Raw genomic sequence first — 21,203 nt, forward strand, 5'->3', positions numbered from 1 at the left:
CGGGGTTCTTCGTTGTGCAGCTCAGCTGGAGAGTCGGTGACGACTCAGCCGATGAAGACTCAGGCGATCTTCCGCTCTGCGGACATTGCTGCCCGAGCGGCGATGTCGGCGGGGCGAGGAGTGACCGTCTCGACGAGGTCCTCGAGCGACTCCTCTGGCTTCAGAAACGTCTCGATGGCGCGCTGACGTTCCTGCTCGCTCACGGGCGTCAGTCGGGCCGGAGCCGCGTCGCCGGCTTCGAGTGCGGCAACCGTTCCGAGCGTGTTCTGGATGCGCCGAACGAGGTCGGCGACCATGATCTCGGAGAACATGGCGTCGTCGCCTGGCTCGCGGTCTGGGCGCCACTCGAGCCGGTAGCGGCCCTCTGCCCCGAACATGTCGTCGAGGAGGAGCGTGAGCTCTTCGCGTGCCTCGTCGCTCATGATGGCGCTCGGCTCGAGCAGGCGCGGCGGCTCCAGCTCGCTGCCGGGACGCTCGAGCCCCGAGAAGTTCGGGTGGCCTCCGAGCGGCATGGCCGGGCGGGCTGACGGTGCCGAGACTGCAGGGATCGGCGCAGGAATCGCGCTCATCGGCTGCTGGGGGAAAACGGGGGGAGTGGGGGCTCCCTGCTGGGGGGTGGGCTGTGTCGAGTCTGTCGTCGACGTGGCGTCACCCTCGGGGTGTCGCCGCTTGCGGAACCAACCGAACACGGAGTCCCCTTTCTGCACCGGGAATATGGGCTCTTCTTCCGGGTACAGGTCATCTGCGCCCGAAATGAGACGGCACTAGTCTCGCGGCGTTCGTGCGGCGAGTCGAGAGACACGCCGCACGCTGCCGGGATTGTTAGTCGAGCTCGAGCTTTCGCTGGTTGGCGTCGTCCATGACGGCGCTGATGGCGAGGGCCGTCGAGATGCCCCAGGCGAGCCAGACGAGCACCGCGCGCCAGCGCTTGGTCTCCATCGAGGTCTGTCGGAAGACGCCGACGATACCGAAGATCGAGGACAGGATCGCTCCGTTGGTGAGGAATTTGCGCATGGCTTCCGCTCCCTGCTTGTGCCGGGGGTCGCGTCGTTGTGATCGCGCCGACGTTCTGGTGGACGTGGTCAGGTTAGCGGTGCCGTCTGTCTGCATCTTGGAGAGTGCCGTGAAGCGCCACCCCACGTTTCCTGACCGATCGGTTGAAGTCTGACCGTTCGGTCAATAGACTCCACGGGTGACCGAGATCCCCCCAGCCGAGAAGGCCCAGGCCGAAGCGCCCCACGCAGGGCAGCGCAAGCACCCGACCGACCTCCTCAAGCAAGCCGCACTCGTCGAGTTCGCCGCGCACGGCTACGAAGGGGCCTCACTGCAGGAGATCGCGAGCAAGGCCGGGTACACGAAGGCCAACCTCCTCTACCACTTCGGTTCGAAGCAGGGGCTCTTCGAGCAGGCAGTGCTCGAGGCCCTCGGCGCGTTCGAGGAGCTCGTCGACTCGCTGCAGCACCTCGACATCGGCACGGAGGAGGAGCGCCTCGTCGGCCCCTTCGTCGACTTCCTGCTGCAGCACCGCCTCGCCGTGCACATGTTCGTGAACCACCGCAGCACCGGGGCCGGCGAGTTCATCGCCACCCGAGTCGACCCCATCATCGAGCGGCTCGTCGTCGCCCTCTCGGACGACGACCCGGACCGCGCCCTGCGCATCGCCATCGGCCTCGCGGGAGTCGCCTACTGCCTCGCCAACGAGAACATCCCAGGCGAGGCCAACAAGCCGGAGCCGACACGCGACGAGCTCGTCGCCGCCCTCACCTTCATCTCGGCCACGCGCCGGTAGTCGACCGACGACAGTCAGGCAAAGAACCCATGGCCCTCCTCCTCTTCCGAATCGCCCGCGGCTCCTACCGCCACCCGTGGCGCGTCCTGTCCGCCTGGATCCTGCTGCTCGCCGTGCTGCTCGGCGTCGGCGTCGCTGCCGGAGGGGCGCTGAAGGAGTCGTTCGCGATCCCAGGCACCCAGTCGCAGGCGGCGCTCGACCGGCTCGGCGAGGTGTTCCCCGAGGCCGCAGGCGCGAGCGCGAGCATCGTCGTCGTCACGCCGACGGGTGACTCCGTCGAGGATGAGCCGTACCGCGGCGCCATCGACGATGCGGCGGACCGGCTCGGCGAGCTCGACGGAGTCAGCCAGGCGCTGTCGCCCTTCTCCGAGTTCGCGACCGACGCGATCTCCGACGATGCCGAAGCCGGCATCATCCGCGTGCAGTTCGACGGCACCAGCGAGGACATCAGCGAGGCGACGATCGACGAGGTCACCGAGATCGGCACCTCGCTCGAGGGGTCCGGCCTGCAGGTCGGCTTCGACGGTCAGATCTTCCAGAACCTCGAGTACGGCCTCACCCCGACCGAGGTCATCGGCGTGGTGTTCGCGGCCATCGTGCTGTTCGTCGCCTTCGGGTCGGTGCTCGCCGCAGGTCTCCCGCTCGCCTCCGCGATCGTCGGGGTCGGTGTGACGATGGGCGGGATCCTCTTCGCCGCGAAGTTCGTGGTCGTCTCCAGCGCCACCCCGCTGCTCGCGGTCATGATCGGCCTCGCCGTCGGCATCGACTACGCGCTCTTCGTCGTCTCCCGCCACCGCACGCAGCTCGCCACCGGCATGGACCCGGAGGAGTCCACGGCCACGGCCGTCGGCACCGCGGGCAACGCCGTCGTCTTCGCTGGCGTGACCGTCATGATCGCCCTGCTCGGCCTGGTGATCGTCGGCATCCCGTTCCTGAGCGTCATGGGCGTCGCCGCCGCCGCCGCGGTGTTCGCGGCGATGGCCGCCGTCATCACCCTCGTGCCAGCCCTCCTCGGCTTCGCCGGCGAGCGGATGCGGCCCAAGGCCGGGTCGCGCGCCTTCCGCCGCGAGACCGGCGCGAACGCGAAGCCCACCATGGGCAGAAGGTGGGTGCGACTCGTCATGCGGGCGCCGCTCGCCTTCGCGCTCGCGGTCGTCGCCATCCTCGGCACGCTCGCCATCCCCGCCCTCGACCTCAAGCTCGCACTGCCCTCCGGCGCCTCCGAGCCGGAGGACAGCGTCGCGCACATCGGCTACGACCTCGTCTCCGAGCACTTCGGACCGGGGGCCAACGGGCCGCTCATCGTGATGGTCGACATCACGCAGGGCGACAACGACACACTGCTCGACGACCTGCAGCTCATCGCCGACCGCGTCGCCCAGGTCGACGGCATCGACACCGTCGGCGACCCGCTGCCGAACCTGACCGTCGACTCCGCGATCATCCAGGTCGTCCCCTCGACCGGACCGGACGACGACGAGACGCTGAGGGTCGTCGGCGAGATCCGCGACCTCGGCGACGAGCTCGAAGCCGAGACCGGCATGAAGACCTCGGTGACCGGTGCGACCGCCATCGCGCTCGACATCTCCGATCGACTCAACCAGGCGCTCCTGCCGTTCGCCGCCGTCGTCGTCGGGCTCAGCTTCTTCCTGCTCATGATGGTGTTCCGGTCGATCCTCGTTCCCCTCAAGGCGGCGCTGAGCTTCCTGCTGAGCGTCTTCGCCGCCTTCGGAGTGGTCGTCGCGATCTTCCAGTGGGGGTGGTTCGCCGACGCGCTGCACGTCGTGCCCGGCCCCATCATCAGCTTCATGCCCATCCTGCTCATGGCCATCATCTTCGGGCTGGCCATGGACTACGAGGTCTTCCTCGTCTCCGGGATGCGCGAGGCGTACGTTCGCGGCGGGAACGCCAAGGAGGCGGTCGAGACCGGCTTCGCGAACGGCGCGCGCGTCGTCACGGCTGCCGCGCTCATCATGTTCTTCGTGTTCGCCGCCTTCGTGCCAGAGGGAGCCGGCGTCATCAAAGCCATCGCCCTCGGCCTCGCGGCCGGGATCTTCTTCGACGCGTTCCTCGTGCGCATGACACTCGTTCCCGCCATCATGGCGATGCTCGGCAAGCGGGCGTGGGCCCTGCCCACCTGGCTCGAGCGCATCCTCCCCGACCTCGACGTGGAGGGCGAGCACCTTCGCCACTACCGGCAGAACGCGGAATGGATGCGGGACCAGCCAGACGGCATCGCCATGGACGCGCTCATCGCCGGTTCCGACTCGGCGGCGACACGCCCCGTCACGGGCGGCATCGAGCGCGGCGGCGTGCTGCTCGTCGAAGGACAGCTCGCCGAACGGCGGCTGCTCGCCGCGACGCTCGCCGGACGCATCGCCCCCGTGAGCGGGCACGCCCACGCCCACGGGCACCTCACTCCCGGAGACGAGAGCGCGCTCATGCAGCGCGTCGCCGTCGTCGACGCGTCGACGCTCGACGCCAGATCCGCGGAGCTCACCGTCGGGGCGCTCCTCGAGGAGCGCCTCCGCCTCGGGCGCGGCGCCGCCGGGGGAGCCGTGCCGTCGGCACTCATCGACCAGGGAGTGGCCGAGATCTCGGCCGCCACAGCCCGCCTGCGCGACGGCTCGCCGCGTGTCAGCGCCGAGACGAGCCTCGGCGAGCTGCGGCCAGCATCCAGAGGCGTCGCGCTCGCCCGCATCGCGCTCGCCGAGGGCCCGGAAGTGCTTGTCCTCGACCTCGGGCCCGGAGCAGAACCGGACGTCACGACGCGCCTGGCGGCCGCCGTGCTCGCCGCCGCCAGCTCCCTCGCCGCACCGGAGACGACGATCGTGCTCGGGCTCCCCAGCGGACTCGACGCCGCCGCCATCCTCGGAGAGGTCCGCCGCCCCGCCGGGCGCATCCGCCTCGATGCGCAGCCGAGCGCACCCACCGGCACCCCAGCATCCACCCAAGCAGCAACCAGCACGCACAAGGGAGCACTCGCATGAGCGCCGCCGTCCTCCACGCCGTCACGGCCGACCGCGGGGCCCTGCGCCAGAGGCGCCTGCGCAACCTGCTCGTCGCCATCCTCGTGCCGCTCGTCGTCGCGGGTGCCTACTTCGCCGGCCTCGCCGGCGCGGAGGCACGCACTTCGGCGATCCCCGCGATGATCGTCAACAACGACCAGCTGCAGACCCAGACGGCGCCAGACGGCACGGAGACGACCGTCATCGCCGGACGCCTCGTCGTCAGCGCCCTCACCGATCCCGACACCGCGACGGGCTTCGACTGGCAGCTCGCCAACGCGGACACGGCCAAGGCAGCGCTGGAAGACGGTTCCGCGTATGTCGTCGTCACCATCCCGGAGGACTTCTCCGCGCGCATCACGGGCATCGCCGATGATGGCGCGCAGCCGGCCACGATCGACGTGACCACCGACGAGTCGCACGACTACCTCTCCCCGGCAATCGCCAACGGACTCGCAGACGCCCTCACCGCCCAGTTCGGCACGCAGGTGACCGAGATGGTCGCCGTGCAGCTCTTCGACGGCATCGGTCAGACGGCGACCTCGCTGCGCGACGCGGCAGACGGCGCCTCGCAGCTCGCCGACGGCGGCACGCAGCTCGGCTCCGGGCTCTCCCAGTTCGCCGACGGGCAGGACGAGCTCGCGACCGGGCTCGTGCAGAGCGCCGACGGTGCAGGCGAGCTCTCCACCGGTGTGACCACCTACGTGTCCGGAGTCGGCGAGCTCTCGAGCGGCATCAGCCAGTACACGGCGGGCGTCGACCAGCTCTCGGCGGGCGTCACGCAGTACACGAGCGGCGCCGACCAGCTCGCGGCCGGTGTCGGCAAGCTTGCCGTGCAGACGCCAGGGCTCCGCGAAGGCGGCCAGCAGCTGCAGGACGCCGGCACTCAGCTCGAGGGATACTCGAGCGCCGTCACACAAGGCACTGCGACCTACCAGGAGCAGATCAGGCCAGCGCTCGTCGCCCTGAACGACTCCACAGACGGTCTCGTCGCCTGGTGCGCCGCGCTCGCCGACCCGACCCTCAAGACCGAGTGCGAGACGCAGCTGAAGGGCCTCGTCGGCACGACCGGTGGCGTCGACGGCCTCGTCGAGACCCTCGACAGCGCGACAGGCGAGCTCACCGCCGTGACCGAGGGCGCATCCGATCTGCCCACGCTCGGCGCCGGCCTCGTCCAGCTCGCCGACGGCATCGACCAGCTCAACGCCGGGGCCACGCAGCTCTCCGCCAGCTCAAGCAGCCTCACGACGGGAGCCTCCGACCTTGCGACGGCAGGCGACGAACTCGAGAGCGGCGCGTCCCAGCTCGTGACCGGCGGCGCCCAGCTCGAGACGGGTGCCAGCGCGCTCGCGACCGGGCTCGGGCAGCTCCGCGACGGGCAGCAACTGCTCGTCGACGGCGTCGCGCCCATCCAGGACGGCGTCGGAGAGCTCACCTCCGGTGCAAGCCAGCTCTCGACGGGCCTGAGCGACGGCGCCGCACAGGCCGAGAACGCCGTCGGCGACCCCGACGCGCTCGCCGAAGTGGTTGCCAACCCCGTGCAGGCGAACCAGACCATGCAGCACGAAGTGAGCTTCGGCGAGATCCTCACCACCCTCATCCTGCCGCTCGCCCTCTGGCTCACGGCCCTCGCGACCACGCTCATGCGGCGCCTCGTGCCGACCGAGGCCTACGCCTCCATGGCCTCGAACATGCGCATCCTGCTCGACGCGACCAGGCGCATGCTCCTGCCGCTCGGCGCGGTGCTCTTCGCCGTCATGGTCATCGCCCACGGCTTCGTGGGGGTTCCCGTCACGGCCGCGTTCGCGACGCTCGGGCTGGGAGCGCTCTGCGCGCTCGCCCTCATCGGGGTGCACCTGCTCTTCACGACGCTCTGGGGCAGGCGTGCCGCGGCCGTGGCATCCATGGGCCTGCTGAGCATCCAGGTGCTCGCCATGCGCGGTCTCGTGCCGCTCGAGCTGAAGTCGCCCTTCGTCGAGATGCTGTCGGGGCTGCTCCCCGGCACGCACCTCGCCGCTGGGCTGCAGCTCGCCTACTCGGGCGGCACCGCATCCGGAGTCGTCATGGCCGCTGTCGGCATGCTCGTCATCGCCGCCGTCGCCTTCGGGGCCGCCAGCCTGGTCATCGGCCGCAGGCGGCGCTCGAAGCCGTCGCTCGTGGCTGGACTCACGGCGAGCCGACGCGAGCCCGTCACCGTGTAGCCCCGGCTCGGCCGGCCCGGCCTCGCCTCACCACTGCAGGTCTCTGGATGGCTTTCTCGCCTCGGGATGGCCCGCAAGCCATCCGAAGTCGTGCAAGCCATCCCGAGAACCGAGTGCGGGAGGCGACCGGGCCTAGACGGTGTCGGAGACGGGGCGGCCGAGCTGCAGGTGCTCGTGCGCGAACGCGACCGTCTCGCGCAGCATGCGCAGGCGGTCCGGCTCGTTCTTCGCCTTGCGCGTGTTCACCTCGGCGACCACGTGGCCAGACCAGCCGATCGACGCGAGGTACTGGAGAGTCTCGGCCACGGGCTGCCCGCCCTCGCCGGGCGCGAGGTGCTCGTCGAAGAGCTTGTCGTTCGCCTCGGGCGCCTGTCCGTCGCAGAGGTGGATGTGCCGCAGCCGGTCGCCGGCCGCCTTCGCCATCTGCAGGGAGTCGCGGCCGGAGAGCGCGGCGTGCGAGAAGTCGAGCGTGATGGCGTCGCAGTCCATGTCGACTGGGTCGATGCCCGGCTTGTAGGCCTGCAGCGCCCGGCCGGACACCTTCCACGGGAACATGTTCTCGACGGCGATCTCGGTGCCGGTGTCCTCGTTGATCTCGCGGACGATGCCGAGGAAGTTCTCCGCGTATCCCGACTGCCACCGGAACGGCGGGTGCACGACAACCGTGGAGGCGCCGATGTCGCGGGCGAGCTCGGCGGAGCGCTGGAGCTTCGTGCGCTGGTCGCGGCCCCACACGAACTGCGTGAAGAGCAGAACGGGTGCGTGCACGGCCAGCACCGGGAGCTGGTACTTGTCGATGAGCCGCTTCAGCGCATCCACGCTTCGTGACGTCTGGTCCGTCGAGATCATGATCTCCATACCGTCGAAGCCCGCGTCGCGAGCTATCTGGAACGAGGTCTCGACAGACTTCGGGAACGTGCAGGAGGTGCTCATGCCGACGGTGATCATTTTCCGGAGATTACTCCTCCCGTCTGTCCGAAAGGTGACGGAGCCCGGCCCGGCTCAGGAGAGCCGGTACTCGAGTTCCGGTCGACCGGGTGTGCCGTACCTCGGCGTGCGCTCGGCGGCTGCCGTGTCGACGAGGTGCTCCAGGTAGCGGCGGGCAGTGACTCGGGAGAGGGCGAGCTGCTCGGAGAGCTCCTTGGCGGAGATGCCACTGCCGGCGTCGAGGCCGCGGAGGGCGGCGATGACGCCCGTGAGGGTCTCGCTGGTCAGTCCTTTGGGAAGGCTCGACTGCGGTGCGGCGTGCCGGAGGGCCGCGAGGGTCTGGTCGACCTCGTCCTGGCTCGAGACGACGTGGTCGAAGAGGCCTGCACGGTATTCGCGGAGCGCCTCGAGCTTCTCCGCGAAGGTCTGGAAGGTGAAGGGCTTCAGCAGGTAGTGGGCGATGCCGAGCGACACCGCCTGCTTGACGGTCGCGGCCTCGCGGACGGCGGTGACCGCGATGATGTCGACGTCGTGCCCCTCGGCCCGAAGCTTGCGGGCCACGTCGATGCCGGTCGCATCCGGCATGTTGATGTCGAGGAGGACGACGTCGATGCGAGCAGCATGACCGTTGCCCGACGCCCGGACGGCGAGGATCGCGGCGGACGCCGTGCCGACGACGCCGACCGTCGTGAAGCCGGCGAGCCGGTCGACATAGGAGGCGTGCGCTCGTGCGGTCATGGGCTCGTCGTCGACGACGAGCACATGCAGGTCTCGCGGCGAGCGTTCGTCAGCGGTCATCCGACGCTCCTGCACTGCGCGAGGTGGCGCCTCGGGTGCCCGCGGGCACGTGGATTCGCGGCACGCCGTGCCCGGTCTCGGTCACCGTGCCCTCTGCTCGGGCCTCCGGCTGCTCGCGCAGCGGCAGGCAGACCGTGAACGCGGACCCCTCGACGTCGATGCTTCCCCCGGACCTGCGCACGGCCTGGCGGACGAGCGCGAGCCCGACGCCTCGGCCCTTGCCGGGTTTGCCGGAGACGCCGAATTCGAAGATGCGGCTGAGGAAGTCCGGGTCAGGTCCCTCTCCGCTGTCGCTCACCTCGATGAGCACCTCCCCGTCGAGTTCCTCGACGAGCACCCGCACGGCGGGGGAGGGCGTCGTCCGGGCCGCCTCGAGCGCGTTGTCGACGAGGTTGCCGACGATCGTGATGAGGTCGCGAGCCGAGGCGCTCGCGGGGACCCGCTCCGGCAGGTGCAGCTCGAAGCGCACGTCCATCTCGTCGGCCTGCGCCGACTTGCCGAGGAGCAGGGCGACGAGCACCGGGTCCTCGACGGCGCGCACGAGGCGGTCGGCCAGCTCCTGGCTGACTCCGAGGGTCGAGCTGGCGAGGCGCATCGCCTCCTCCGGCTGCCCGAGCTCGATGAGGGCGATGATGGTGTGGAGTCGATTCGCGAACTCGTGCGCCTGCGAGCGGAGCGCCGCGGCGAGGGTCTGGGAGGTCTCGAGCTCGCCGCTCAGCTCCTCGATGCGGGAATGGTCGCGCAGCGTGACGACGGTGCCCGCGAACCGGGGAGCGTCGTGGCCGGGGCCGCGCGTCACGACCGCCTCGCCGTTCACGACGAGCACGTGGCGCTCCGTCACCACGATCTCGTCGACGACGGCCTCGCCGCGCAGCATCACCTCGCGGAGGATCTCGGGTGCCTCCAGGTCGCGCACCGGGATCGGCGCGGCGTGCTCGTCGAAGGGCGGCAGGCCGAGGTACTCGGCGGCCTTCACGTTCGTGAGCGCGATCCTGCCCTTCGTGTCGATGAGAACCAGGCCCTCGTCGATGGAGCGCAGCACCCCCTCGTAGTAGGCGAACATCCGCGCGAGGTCCTCCGGGCCGCGATTGTCGGTCACGCGGCGAAGATAGCGGCTGAGCGCCCAGGCGCCAGCCCCGCCGATGAGCAGCGCGCCGAGCGCGGACCAGAGGATGAGCGCGATACGGGACCCGGTCGCGACGTGCGCGTTCGACACGGTGACGCCCGCGGAGACGAGGGCGACGACCTCGCCGTCGTCCCAGATGGGGGCGACGGCGCGCACCGAGGGGCCGAGGGTGCCCGTGTAGGTCTCCGTGAAGGTGGAGCCGGCGAGTGCAGCGTCGATGTTGCCCTGGAACGGGCGGCCGATCTCCTCGGGGTTGCGGTGCGTGATGCGCACCCCGTCCGTGTCCATGATCGTGATGAAGTCGACGCCGGTGGAGTCGGAGATGGAGATCGCGTAGGGCTGCAGGGTGCTGCTCGGGGCGGCGGTCTCGAGCTGCTCCACGACGAACGGGTCGTGGGCGATGGTCTCGGCGACGGCGAGGCTGCGCAGCGCGGCGTCGTCTTCGGCTTCGCGTCTGGCATCCGCCCACACGATCGCCACGCCGATGCCGGTGAGCACGAGGATGGCGACGAACTGCAGCACGAAGAGGCGCGTCGCGACGCTCCAGCTTGCGAATCGCATGGCGCTCCTCCTCACGGTCGTCGCTTCTCCCGGCGCTGCACTGCACCGCCGGCGGTGAGAACAGTATGAACGCAAGTCGCGGCGGTCATGTGGGGGAGCGGATGCTCGATCCATCGTTCCCGACGCAGCTCGCGTCGGATCTCAAAGGAGAGAAGACAGCAATGGCGCTCACATCTCAGGACCAGAAGGCTCCGCGCAAGCGCGGCATCGACAAGACGCACTGGCTCTACATCGCCGTCATCATCGCGGTGCTCGCGGGCATCACGGTCGGTCTCGTCCTCCCGGAGTTCGGGAAGGCGCTCAAGCCCGTCGGGGAGGCGTTCGTCGCCCTCATCAAGATGATGATCGCCCCGATCATCTTCTGCACGATCGTGCTCGGCGTCGGCTCCATCGCGAAGGCCGCGACGGTCGGCAAGGTGGGTGGGCTCGCGCTCCTCTACTTCATCACGATGTCGACCTTCGCGCTCGGCATCGGCATGGTCGTCGGCAACTTCATCCACCCGGGTGAGGGCCTCAACATCGCCAGCGCGTCGTACGAGGCGGATGCGGCGAAGAGCGAGGGAACGGCCGACTTCCTCCTCGGCATCATCCCGACGTCGCTGTTCTCATCGCTGACCGACGGCAGCATCCTGCAGGTGCTGTTCGTGGCACTGCTGCTCGGCTTCGGCCTGCAGAAGATGGGCACGAAGGCGGCGCCCATCATCGACGCGATCGCGCAGATCCAGGCGCTCGTCTTCCGCGTGCTCGGCATGATCATGTGGGTTGCCCCGGTCGGCGCGTTCGGCGCCATCGCCGCGGTCGTGGGGGCGACGGGCATCGACGCGGTCATCGCGCTCGGCACGCTCATGATCGCCTTCTACATCACGTGCGCGCTGTTCATCGTCGTGGTGCTCGGCTCGCTGCTGTGGCTCGTGGCCCGCGTCAACATCTTCAAGCTCATGAAGTTCCTCGGCCGCGAGTACCTCCTCATCGTGTCGACGTCGTCGAGCGAGGTCGCGCTGCCCCGCCTCATCGCGAAGATGGAGCACGTCGGCGTCTCGAAGTCGGTCGCCGGCATCACGATCCCGACCGGTTACTCCTTCAACCTGGACGGAACGGCCATCTACCTGACGATGGCGTCGCTGTTCATCGCCAGCGCGATGGGCACGCCGCTCTCGATCGGCGAGCAGGTGTCGCTGCTGGTCTTCATGATGATCGCCTCGAAGGGCGCCGCCGGTGTGACCGGTGCTGGCCTCGCGACGCTCGCAGGCGGCCTGCAGGCTCACCGCCCCGACCTCGTGGATGGCGTCGGCGTGATCGTCGGCATCGACCGCTTCATGTCGGAGGCCCGTGCCCTCACGAACTTCACGGGCAACGCCGTCGCGACGGTGCTCGTCGGAACGTGGACGAAGGAGATCGACAAGCAGCGCGTCGACCTCGTGCTCAGCGGAGGCGCCCCCTTCGACGAGGCGACCATGAACGAGGACGTGCACGGCTCGACCGACCACTCCCGTGACGCGAAGAGCGCGCAGGTCATCGACCAGGAGCGCGCGACCGCGTAGGCCGCTCGGCGCGGTCGGCTGGGGCGGCCCGCGCACGCAGACCTGTGGGGTGTGCATCCGTTTCGCGAGAACCGGATGCACACCCCACAGGTCTGTCTGCTCGCAGTCGCGCTTACAGCCAGTCGCGCCTCTTGAACACGATGTAGAGCACGACGGAGGAGCCGATGACGAGGGTGATGGACGCGATGAGGCCCTCGACCTGGTCGTGGCCGGGGAAGTCGACGTTCATGCCGAAGAAGCCCGTGATGGCTGTCGGGACGGCGATGATCGCCGCCCAGCCCGTGACCTTCTTCATGATCTCGTTCATCTTGTTGCCCTGCAGGGCGATGCTGGTCTCGATGGCCGTCGAGATGTGGTCGGCGAGCGTCTCCGACCAGTCGGCGGCAAGGCCGGCATGGTCTCCGACGTCGGCGAAGTAGGGGTGCAGCTCCGGCGCCACCTCCTCCTCTCCCTGGTGGATGAGGAGGGTGATGACCTCCTTGAGGGGGAGCGTCGCGTGGCGCAGCTTGGAGACGCTGCGGCGCAGGGTGAATGCGCGCCGCTGCACCTCGCTGGTGTCGGGCCGTTCGCTGAAGAGGCCGTCGCTGAGCGCCTCGATGACCTCGTCGAGCCGCTCGACCGAGTCGGTGTGGCTGTCGACGACGATGTCGAGCAGCGCCCACACGAGCCACGGGACCCCGTAGGTGGAGAGCTCCTCGTTGTCGTCGAGCCGCGTCGCGACCGCGTCGATGGGGAAGCGATCCTCGTGCACGGTGATGAGGATGCCGGGCAGGATGAAGGCCGTCAGCCGCGAGATCTCGACGGTGCCCTCCTCGTCGCACTCCGACGCCGAGAGCGTCAGCAGGAGGTGCGAGTCGAATCTGGCGAGCCGAGGCCGCTCGAGGTGGGACCGTGCGTCCTCGACCGCGAGCTGGTGCAGATCGAGGAGCGTCGCCAGCTCGTCGAGGGCACCCTCCTCGTCGAGCGTCAGGTCGACCCAGGCGGTGCAGTTCGCGGATGCTCGGTGCTCGGCGAGGGCCGTCAGCGAATGCTCACCCTCGACTCGCTTTCCTTCGCGGTAGAGCCTCTTCGTCTGCATGCGGCTCATCGTACGACCGCAGCTGGCGTCAGCTGTGCGGGGACTGTGCGGCGCTCGCGGGAGGCTTGCCGTAGCTGAGTCTGCGGATGGCCCACTCGGCCGGTCCCGGCTTGCCTGCCCGCTCGAGCAGGACGGCGCCGAGGAGCGTCACGAGCCACGCGCCGGCCCCGATGAGGAACGCGCCACCGGTGCCGACCGTGCCGCCCAGACCGAGCGACCAGGCGGGCATGAGGAGCAGGAAGATGACGGACTGTGCCAGGTAGCCGGACATGGAGCGGCGCCCGAGGGCGGTCAGTGCCCCGACGATGGGGCCGGGCGCGGTCCCGGCCCGCTGGCTGCGGGCGACGATGAGGGCGAAGAGCGCCGCGTAGCCAGCCCCGGCCAGGATGCCGGTGGCGGAGTGCAGCGACCCGGCCAGGAACCACACCGGGCCAGGCTCGAAGCCGAACGCGAGCCCCAGGGCGAACGGGATCCCGCCGATGACGGCCGCCGCGATGCCGGCCGTCGCGATGAGGCGCACGGTGCGAGCGTGCTCCCACGGGCGTTCGAGGAGCTTGTGCCTCGCCATGATGAGGCCGAGCATCATGGGTGGGAGGACTCCGAGCACCGTGAGCGGCGCGAACGCCAGGAACGGCAGGAACTCGCCCACCCGCGCGGCCTGCGCATCCAGGAACGTCTCGCTCAGGACCGACGGCATCTGGACGACAGCCCCCGTCTCCATCTCGCTGAGCCCGGACGCCGCAGCCCCGTCGCCGCTGCCGAACGCGATGGCGAGCGGGGCGGTGATGCCGAAGACGAGCCAGAGTACCCAGCTCGGTGAGCGCATCAGCAGGATGAGGACGAAGCCTGCGAGGGCGTACGTGTGCATGATGTCGCCCATGAAGAGGAGGAGCCCGTGGAGTGCACCGAACACGAACAGCCACGTGTTGCGCTTCGCGAGGAGCCCGCGCACCACCGGCCACGGCGTGCCCCTGCGCTCCTCGCGGGTGACGAGCTGATGTAAGCCGTACGCGAACAGCAGCGAGAAGAGGGGGAAGCTGCGGTTGTCGATGAAGAGCGCACCGAGGACATCGGCGATGCGGTCGCCGACGCCGGGGTCCAGCGGGCGGAACAGGATGCCCTGTTCCCTGCCGTACAGGTACACGGTGAGGTTCGCGATCGCGATGAAGAGGAGGGCGAAACCTCGAGCCGCATCCGGCGCGAGAGCACGCGCCTGAGTCGCCGTGGGCTGGAGTCCTGGCGGTGAGAGCTGCATGCACACACGCTACCGAGAACGGCATTCGGCACACACGCAGTCAACTGCCAGGTAAAATAAATCTGTCCACACCGCTGCATGAGCTCCAGGAGGCCGAATGATCGCGTTCCTGGCTATCTTCCTCGGCGCGAGCATCCTCATTCCGGTGCTCCACAGGTGGCTTCGGAACGTGACGTTCCTCGTCGCCGCCGCCATCCCCGCCGTAGCCTTCGTCTGGACCGCGCTGCTCGGTCCGCGCATCCTGAGCGGCGAGGTGCTCGTCGAGAGCATCCCCTGGATCCCGCAGATCGACATCGCCATCGCCATGCGGATGGACGTGCTCGCCTGGGTCATGACGCTCATCGTCACGGGCATCGGCTCGCTGGTGCTCGTCTACTGCGGCCGGTACTTCAAGCCGGACGAGCCCGACATCGGCCGCTTCGCCGCGGTGCTGCTCGCCTTCGCCGGCGTCATGTTCGGCCTCGTGCTCGCCGACGACATCTACCTCCTCTTCATCTTCTGGGAAGCGACGAGCGTGCTCTCCTTCCTGCTCATCGGGCACTACTCGTCGAAGCGCGCGAGCCGCGGTGCCGCCATGCAGGCGCTGCTCGTCACGACGCTCGGCGGCCTCGCCATGCTCGTCGGCCTCGTCATGCTGCACGCCTCGACCGGCACATCGCTGCTGTCCGGGATCATCGCGAACCCGCCCGAGTTCGACGGCTTCACCATCACGGCCATCATGCTCGTGCTCGCGGGCGCCGTCACGAAGTCTGCCCTCGCGCCGTTCCACTTCTGGCTCCCCGCCGCGATGGCCGCGCCCACCCCGGTGAGCGCGTACCTGCACGCCGCGGCCATGGTGAAGGCCGGCATCTACCTCATCGCGCGCCTCGCACCCGGCTACGCGGAGATGCCCGGCTGGCGCGAGGTGCTCGTCACGATCGGCATCGCGACGATGCTCATCGGCGGGTGGCGCTCGCTGCGCCAGCACGACCTCAAGCTGATCCTCGCCTACGGCACCGTCAGCCAGCTCGGCTTCATGACCATCGTCGTCGCTTTCGGCACGCGGGACGCGGCGCTCGCGGGCCTCGCCATGGTCATCGCCCACGCGTGCTTCAAGGCCGCGCTGTTCCTCATCGTCGGCATGATCGACCACCGCACGGGAACCCGCGACATCCGCAAGCTCTCCGGCCTCGCGAAGGCCGCACCCGTGCTGTTCTGGATGACAGCGCTGGCGATCGCGGCCATGGCCGGCGTGCCCCCGATGTTCACGTTCGTGGCCAAGGAGGCCATCCTCACGGCCCTCCTCGAGGCGGGCGAGGCAGGCAACATGTGGGGCTGGGTCGCGCTTGTCGGCGTCATCATCGGCACCGTGTTCACGGTCGCCTACTCGGCCCGCTTCCTCTACGGCGCCTTCACGTCGAAGCCCGAGGTCGAGCGCGTGCGCTACGTGCCAGAGCACCTCGACTTCATGTTCTCCCCGCTCATCCTCGTCGCCGCCTCGCTGGGTCTCGGCTTCGCCTCCGGCCTCGTGGACCCCGTGCTCGCGATGTACGCGGACACGCTGCCGGAGATGCCGGGCGCCAAGCCGTACTACCTGGCCCTGTGGCACGGATTCGAGCCAGCGCTGTTCATCACGATCGGCACCTTCATCCTGGGTGGCCTGCTCTTCCTCTGGCGGGCGCCCGTCGCCCGCGCCCAGGCGAAGGTGCCGCCGCTCATCGAGTCGTCGCGCGGCTACTGGACCACGATGCGCGTCGTCGACGTCATCGCCGCCCGCACCACCGCGACCACCCAGCGCGGTTCGCTGCCCTTCTACCTCGCGTCGATCTTCATCATGTTCGTCGTCGCCTCCGTCTTCACGCTCGTCACGATGGACACCCCGGTGCCCGCGTTCGAGACCGAGATCCGCTGGCAGGAGATCGCGATCATCCTGATCATGATCCTCGCCGCGTTCTTCGTGACGAGCTCGGAGAAGCGCTTCCAGGGCGTCATCCTCGTGGGCGTCACCGGCTACGGCATGGCGGGGCTGTTCGCGCTCTCCGGCGCCCCGGACCTCGCGATCACGCAGGCGCTCATCGAGACCATCACGCTCGTCGTGTTCGTCCTCGTGCTGCGCCGGCTCCCGGCACGCCACGGCAAGGCGCTCAAGAACCCGCCGTCGTGGCTGCGCTGGCTCATCGGCGGCTCCGTCGGGATCGTCATGGCCATCGTCGCCTGGATCGCGCTCGCCTCCCGCCAGGCTTCCCCCGACTCGCTGTTCTTCCCCGAGTTCGCCTTCAAGGGCGGGCACGGCTCGAACATCGTCAACGTCACGCTCGTCGACATCCGCGGCTGGGACACGATGGGGGAGCTCTCCGTGCTCATCGCCGCCGCCACGGGCGTCGCGAGCCTCGTCTACCTCAACAACCGCGGCCGCTCGCGCGTGGACGCCGCCCGCGGCCCGCGCTTCCTGCGCGCCTCCCGCCCCGTCACCGAGCCCATCGACCTCGCGGCAGTGAGCGCCGCCGGCCAGAAGCTCGGCAAGGCAGACAAGCTGCAGGGGGAGCGCCGCAAGGTCTGGCTCATCGCCGGGAAGTCGCTGGCCCCGAACAACCGCTCGATCATCCTCGAGGTCGTCGTGCGGCTCGTGTTCCACGCGCTCCTCATCGCGTCCCTCTTCCTCCTCTTCACCGGCCACAACACCCCAGGTGGCGGCTTCGCGGGCGGTGCCGTCGCGAGCCTCGCGCTCGCCGCGCGCTACCTGGCCGGCGGCAGGGCCGAACTCGATGAGGCAGTGAAGGTGGATGCGGGTCGGCTGCTCGGCATCGGGTTCCTGCTCGCGACGCTCACGGCGCTCGTGCCGATCTTCTTCGGCCAGGCACCCTTCACCTCCTCGTGGATCGACCAGGACATCCCCGGCATCGGCCAGTTCGTCTTCGTCACGTCGACCGTCTTCGACATCGGCGTCTACCTCATCGTCATCGCGCTGGTCATCGACATCCTGCGCTCCCTCGGCTCGGAGATCGACCTGCAGATCGAACAGGATGCGTCCCCCGACTCCGACTCGGCTGCCGAGCACGACGGCCTCCAGGGCGAGACCCCGGACGGTGGCGAGACGGGCTACAACACGGGGGCGCTCGCCCGCGTCAACGAAGAGGTCGAAGCCGTTCAGTCAGATATCGAACCCGTCGAATCCGAGGAGGTGACCCGCTCATGACCCTGTCCCTCGTGCTCCTCGTCGGCATGGCCGCGCTCTACACGTGCGGCGTCTACCTGCTCCTCGAGCGCAGCCTCACGCGCATGCTCCTCGGGATCCTGCTCGTCGGCAACGCCACGAACATCCTGCTCTTCTTCATGTCGGGCAGCTTCGGCCTCGCCCCCATCTACGACCCTGATGTCGCGCCGGAGGACTACTCCGACCCGATCCCACAGGCCTTCATCCTCACGGCCATCGTCATCACCTTCGGCGTGACGGCCTTCATGCTCGCCCTCATCTACCGCTCGTGGCGCCTGGCGCAGGCCGACACCGTGAGCGACGACGAAGAGGACATCGCGATGCGCACGGCCGACCTGTCTCAGGACGACGAGGAGTTCGACGAGGACGACTCGGGCGACACGGAGTTCGGGGAGTACGCGGAAGCGGCGGTCTCGACCGCCCGCATCAACATGGGCGAGGGGCCGAAACCCGGCTCGGGCAAGGACAGCTTCGCCGAGGCATCGCTCAAGGCCACCGAGCCGAGCAACCGGCACGAGGAACTCGAGGAGTTCCGGGCCGGTGAGCAGGATGCGGAAGCCGAACAGGGCTCGCAGCCCGACGGTGCTCGCGAGGTCGGACTCGACTCCGGCGCCGACGACCACGCCGAACCGCACGACGACGCAGGGAAGGGGGACCGCTCATGACCTGGCTCGTTCCCCTCATCGTGCTCGTGCCGCTCATCGGAGCGGCCCTCACGCTGACCGCGGCTCGCGCGGCACGCCTCCAGATCTTCCTGGCCCAGGCGACGCTCGTGCTCGCACTCGTCGTGAGCATCGGCCTGCTCGTGGCCGTCAACACCTCGGGTGAGGCGCTGGTCGTGCAGGGCGGCGGCTGGCTCGCCCCCTTCGGCATCTCGCTGGTCGTCGACCAGCTGTCGGCGATGCTCGTGCTCGTCACGAGCATCGTGCTGCTCGCCGTCATGGCGTTCTCCATCGGACAGGGCGCAGCGGACGGCGACGACGAGACACCCGTCTCCATCTTCTACCCCACCTACCTCGTGCTGGCGGCAGGCGTCTACAACGCGTTCATCGCCGGCGACCTCTTCAACATGTTCGTGGGCTTCGAGATCCTCCTCGTGTCGAGCTTCGTGCTCATCACGCTCGGCGGCACGACGGAGCGCATCAAGGCGGGCGTGACGTACATCGTCGTCAGCCTCGTGTCCTCGTTCATCTTCCTCGGCTCGATCGCCCTCATCTACGGCGCAGTCGGCACCGTGAACTTCGCGGAGATCGCCGTGCGGATGGCCGAGCTGCCGCAGGACGTGCAGCTCATGCTGCACATGCCGCTCCTCATCGCGTTCGCCATCAAGGCGGCGCTCTTCCCACTGTCCTTCTGGCTGCCGGACTCGTACCCGTCGGCGCCAGCACCGGTTACGGCCGTGTTCGCGGGCCTGCTCACCAAGGTGGGCGTGTACGCCATCCTGCGCACCGAGACGCTGCTGTTCTGGGACAACGACATCTCCGTGCTGCTCATGGTCATAGCGCTGCTGACGATGGTCGTCGGCATCCTCGGCGCCGTGGCGCAGGCGGGCATCCGACGAATGCTGTCGTTCACGCTCGTCAGCCACATCGGCTACATGATCTTCGGCGTCGCGCTCGGCACGGAGCTCGGTGACGCCGCGACGGTGTTCTACATCGTCCACCACATCATCGTGCAGACGGCGCTGTTCCTCGTCACGGGGCTCATCGAGCGCATCGCGGGCTCGTCCTCGCTCACGCACCTGGGCGGGATGCTCAAGCGCGCGCCGTTCGTGGCGGTGCTGTTCTTCATCCCGATGCTCAACCTCGGCGGCATCCCGCCGTTCTCCGGCTTCATCGGCAAGGTCGGCCTCTTCACCGCTGGCGCGGCGGAGGGCAGCGTGCTCAGCTACGTGCTCATCGGCGCGGGTGCCGTGACGAGCCTCCTGACGCTCTACGCCCTCATCCGCGTCTGGAACCTCGGCTTCTGGCGCACGCAGGAGCAGGTCGTCGACTTCTCGTCGCCCATGACGGAGCGCATCTCCGACACCCCCGAGTCCGCCGTCGTGACCGAGACGAAGTCCTCGTCGCGCCTCATGACGATCGCGACGACCACCATGGTCGCCGTGAGCGTCGCCATCACGGTCTTCGCCGGCCCCATCTACGAATGGTCCGAGACGGCCGCGTTCGACCTGGTACCCGCCGAGTACATCAGCTCGGTCTCCAACGGGGAGGTGCTCAAGCCATGAAGGTGAAAGACGTCAGCGCCCGCAAGCCGAGGCGCCACGCCATCCTCGTCCAGCTGCCGCTGCTGCTCGCGCTCGTCGCGTTCTGGCTGGTGCTGTGGGGGCACGTCGACGTCATCAGCGTCGTCACCGGGATCATCTTCTCGGTCATCATCGTCGAGGTCTTCTACCTGCCGGCGGTCGACCTCTCGGGGCGCTTCAACCTGTGGTGGAGTCTCGTCTTCTTCGTGAAGTTCCTCTACCGCCTGGTGAGCGCATCCCTCATCGTCGCGTGGCTCGCGTTCCGGCCCGCGAAGCCGCCACTCGGCTCCGTGGTCTCGGTGCAGCTGCGCACGCGCAGCGACTTCGTGCTCACGCTCACCGCCGAGGTGAACATGCTCATCCCCGGCTCCATGGTGGTCGAGGTCGACCGGATGCACTCCGTGCTGTACCTGCACGTGCTCGATGCCTCCACCGACGAGGCCGTCGAGTCCGTCAAGGCGCTCGCGCTCGACGTCGAGGAGGGCCTCGCGCTCGCCCTGGGCACACGCGACGACCTCTGGCGAGTCAACCGAGACCGGGTGCGCCGCGGCCTCGGCCCCATCGGCCAGTCGCCAGCGCAGAAGAAGCACGAGGGCATCCGCGACAAGCAGTTCGCGCACGACATGCCCGTCTTCGTCGAGGGCGCGGCGGGCAGCCGCTCAACGGCTCCGGAGGGGAACAAGTGATGGTCGTCGACGTGCTCGTCTGGATCTTCGGCACGATGTTCGCGGTCGCCGCGCTGCTCGCGGTGATCCGCATCATCCGCGGCCCCTCCATCATCGACCGCATGGTCGCGTCCGACGCGCTCCTCACGATCCTCATCTGCGTGCTCGTCGCCGACATGATCATCCGCGGACACACGGACACCCTCCCGCTGGTCCTCGCGCTCGCGATGACCGCATTCATCGCCTCGGTCGCAGTGGCCAGGCACGTCACCAGGCAGGAGGCGAACGCCAGTGAGCGCTTCTGACACGCTTCTCGCATCCGGGGGGCTCCTCACCGAGGGGCCGCTCGAGATCCTCGACGTCATCTCCCTCATCTGCCTCGGCCTCGGCGCGCTGCTGTCGCTCGCCGCGGGCGTCGGCCTCATGCGCTTCTCCGACGTGCTCATGCGCATGCACGCGCAGACGAAGCCGCAGATTGCCGGGCTCATGTTCCTGCTCATCGGCCTCGCCGTCCAGCAGACGCACCTGCCGACAATCCTGTTCCTCATCCCGATCATGTTCTTCCAGATGCTGACGACTCCGGCGGGTGCGACGATGCTCGCTCGAGCCGGCTACCGCAGCAGGCAGTTCGACAACGTGCCCCTGTTCGCCGACGAGCTCGCATCCGCCGTCGAGAGCGCGCAGCGCCGCACGGACGACGAACTGACTCGGGCGCACGCCGTCCGGACCGGCCAGCCGGAACGAGAGCCGGCACCCGAGCACGAGGGCCTCGGGCACGGCGAGAAGTAGCCTGTCGCGACGGCACTGCCCGGCCGT

Annotated in this window: 17 protein-coding genes; 10 read left to right on the forward strand and 7 right to left on the reverse strand. The window is 69.0% G+C overall.

All coding sequences use genetic code 11. The annotated features are described in order from the left end of the window. Positions 1–59: 59 nt before the first annotated feature. Positions 60–569, reverse strand: coding sequence for a hypothetical protein (locus C5B99_RS03500; protein ID WP_104330602.1), 510 nt, complete (start codon positions 567–569; stop codon positions 60–62). Positions 570–822: 253 nt separating this feature from the next. Beyond that, the gene (locus C5B99_RS03505; protein WP_104240410.1) at positions 823–1,014 is read right to left on the reverse strand and encodes a hypothetical protein; all 192 of its coding nucleotides are present in this window, start codon (positions 1,012–1,014) and stop codon (positions 823–825) included. A gap of 178 nt (positions 1,015–1,192) precedes the next feature. Here C5B99_RS03505 and C5B99_RS03510 point away from each other — a divergent pair, with 178 nt between their 5' ends. Genes C5B99_RS03510 through C5B99_RS03520 form a run of 3 tightly spaced genes read left to right on the forward strand, consistent with a single transcriptional unit; the run spans position 1,193 to position 6,998 of the window. Continuing rightward, positions 1,193–1,789: a TetR/AcrR family transcriptional regulator gene (locus C5B99_RS03510; protein ID WP_104240411.1), complete on the forward strand. Its 597-nt coding sequence runs from the start codon at positions 1,193–1,195 to the stop codon at positions 1,787–1,789. A 29-nt stretch (positions 1,790–1,818) separates the two neighbouring features. After that, complete coding sequence (locus C5B99_RS03515; RefSeq protein ID WP_104240412.1) at positions 1,819–4,779, forward strand: MMPL family transporter; 2,961 nt, start codon at positions 1,819–1,821, stop codon at positions 4,777–4,779. Beyond that, positions 4,776–6,998 carry a YhgE/Pip domain-containing protein gene (locus C5B99_RS03520; protein ID WP_181064928.1) on the forward strand — a complete coding sequence of 741 codons (2,223 nt, stop codon included), beginning with the start codon at positions 4,776–4,778 and terminating at the stop codon, positions 6,996–6,998. Before C5B99_RS03515 ends, C5B99_RS03520 begins: the two co-directional genes overlap by 4 nt. 132 nt (positions 6,999–7,130) lie before the next feature. Here C5B99_RS03520 and C5B99_RS03525 read toward each other — a convergent pair whose 3' ends face one another. Genes C5B99_RS03525 through C5B99_RS03535 form a run of 3 tightly spaced genes read right to left on the reverse strand, consistent with a single transcriptional unit; the run spans position 7,131 to position 10,410 of the window. After that, positions 7,131–7,946: a sugar phosphate isomerase/epimerase gene (locus C5B99_RS03525; protein WP_104240414.1), complete on the reverse strand. Its 816-nt coding sequence runs from the start codon at positions 7,944–7,946 to the stop codon at positions 7,131–7,133. Between the two features lie 54 nt (positions 7,947–8,000). Beyond that, positions 8,001–8,723, reverse strand: coding sequence for a response regulator (locus C5B99_RS03530; protein ID WP_104240415.1), 723 nt, complete (start codon positions 8,721–8,723; stop codon positions 8,001–8,003). Beyond that, the gene (locus tag C5B99_RS03535; protein ID WP_181064929.1) at positions 8,713–10,410 is read right to left on the reverse strand and encodes a sensor histidine kinase; all 1,698 of its coding nucleotides are present in this window, start codon (positions 10,408–10,410) and stop codon (positions 8,713–8,715) included. Before C5B99_RS03535 ends, C5B99_RS03530 begins: the two co-directional genes overlap by 11 nt. Before the next feature lie 161 nt (positions 10,411–10,571). On the opposite strand from C5B99_RS03535, the gene C5B99_RS03540 reads away from it, so the two are divergent. Continuing rightward, the gene (locus C5B99_RS03540; protein ID WP_104240417.1) at positions 10,572–11,951 is read left to right on the forward strand and encodes a cation:dicarboxylate symporter family transporter; all 1,380 of its coding nucleotides are present in this window, start codon (positions 10,572–10,574) and stop codon (positions 11,949–11,951) included. Positions 11,952–12,063: 112 nt separating this feature from the next. On the opposite strand, the gene C5B99_RS03545 is transcribed toward C5B99_RS03540, so the two are convergent. Then, entirely contained in the window at positions 12,064–13,029 is a 966-nt protein-coding gene (locus C5B99_RS03545; protein WP_181064930.1) for a magnesium transporter CorA family protein, read from the reverse strand. Positions 13,030–13,057: 28 nt separating this feature from the next. Then, positions 13,058–14,284: a DUF418 domain-containing protein gene (locus C5B99_RS03550; protein WP_104240419.1), complete on the reverse strand. Its 1,227-nt coding sequence runs from the start codon at positions 14,282–14,284 to the stop codon at positions 13,058–13,060. A gap of 97 nt (positions 14,285–14,381) precedes the next feature. On the opposite strand from C5B99_RS03550, the gene C5B99_RS03555 reads away from it, so the two are divergent. From C5B99_RS03555 to mnhG, 6 genes are read left to right on the forward strand one after another with little or no spacing between them, the layout of a single operon-like run. Next, positions 14,382–17,459, forward strand: coding sequence for a Na+/H+ antiporter subunit A (locus C5B99_RS03555; RefSeq protein WP_104240420.1), 3,078 nt, complete (start codon positions 14,382–14,384; stop codon positions 17,457–17,459). After that, entirely contained in the window at positions 17,456–18,142 is a 687-nt protein-coding gene (locus C5B99_RS03560; protein ID WP_104240421.1) for a Na(+)/H(+) antiporter subunit C, read from the forward strand. The genes C5B99_RS03555 and C5B99_RS03560 overlap by 4 nt, the downstream gene beginning before the upstream one ends. Next, positions 18,139–19,704 carry a Na+/H+ antiporter subunit D gene (locus C5B99_RS03565; RefSeq protein ID WP_104240422.1) on the forward strand — a complete coding sequence of 522 codons (1,566 nt, stop codon included), beginning with the start codon at positions 18,139–18,141 and terminating at the stop codon, positions 19,702–19,704. Before C5B99_RS03560 ends, C5B99_RS03565 begins: the two co-directional genes overlap by 4 nt. Further along, the gene (locus C5B99_RS03570) at positions 19,701–20,408 is read left to right on the forward strand and encodes a Na+/H+ antiporter subunit E (protein ID WP_104240423.1); all 708 of its coding nucleotides are present in this window, start codon (positions 19,701–19,703) and stop codon (positions 20,406–20,408) included. The genes C5B99_RS03565 and C5B99_RS03570 overlap by 4 nt, the downstream gene beginning before the upstream one ends. After that, positions 20,408–20,692, forward strand: coding sequence for a monovalent cation/H+ antiporter complex subunit F (locus C5B99_RS03575; protein WP_104240424.1), 285 nt, complete (start codon positions 20,408–20,410; stop codon positions 20,690–20,692). Before C5B99_RS03570 ends, C5B99_RS03575 begins: the two co-directional genes overlap by 1 nt. Beyond that, on the forward strand, positions 20,679–21,176 hold the full coding sequence (mnhG, locus tag C5B99_RS03580; RefSeq protein ID WP_104240425.1) for a monovalent cation/H(+) antiporter subunit G: 498 nt from the start codon (positions 20,679–20,681) through the stop codon (positions 21,174–21,176). The genes C5B99_RS03575 and mnhG overlap by 14 nt, the downstream gene beginning before the upstream one ends. The last annotated feature ends 27 nt before the right edge of the window (positions 21,177–21,203 follow it).

Source organism: Pseudoclavibacter sp. Z016, from assembly GCF_002931215.1.
Lineage (GTDB): Bacteria > Actinomycetota > Actinomycetes > Actinomycetales > Microbacteriaceae > Pseudoclavibacter.